Origin of the sequence: Acinetobacter calcoaceticus, from assembly GCF_051947995.1 — a bacterium.
Taxonomy (GTDB): Bacteria; Pseudomonadota; Gammaproteobacteria; order Pseudomonadales; family Moraxellaceae; genus Acinetobacter.
The window spans coordinates 1-215 of the sequence record NZ_JBLVVH010000074.1; the positions used below are offsets into that span (position 1 = coordinate 1).

Consider the following 215-nt stretch of genomic DNA (forward strand, 5'->3'; position numbering starts at 1 on the left):
GTGACGCGCTGTACCTTCACGCTGAACAGGCTTTCTACGGCCTTCTTGATTTCCAGCTTGGTTGCATCGGTGGCAACCTTGAAAACGAATTGGCTCTTGCCGTCCGCGAGACCCGTGGCTTTCTCGGAGATGTGCGGACCAAGCAGCACTTTGAATACGCGTTCCTGGTTCATCCCAGCAGCTCCTCGAACTTCTTCACGGCGGACACGGTGACC

The 215-nt window shown here is 56.3% G+C and carries 1 protein-coding gene; it reads right to left on the reverse strand.

The annotated features are described in order from the left end of the window. Window positions 1-173, reverse strand: a 173-nt coding sequence (gene rplW / locus ACNQO6_RS18610) for a 50S ribosomal protein L23 (protein ID WP_440209932.1), incomplete at its 3' end; no start/stop codon positions are given. Window positions 174-215: the final 42 nt, after the last annotated feature.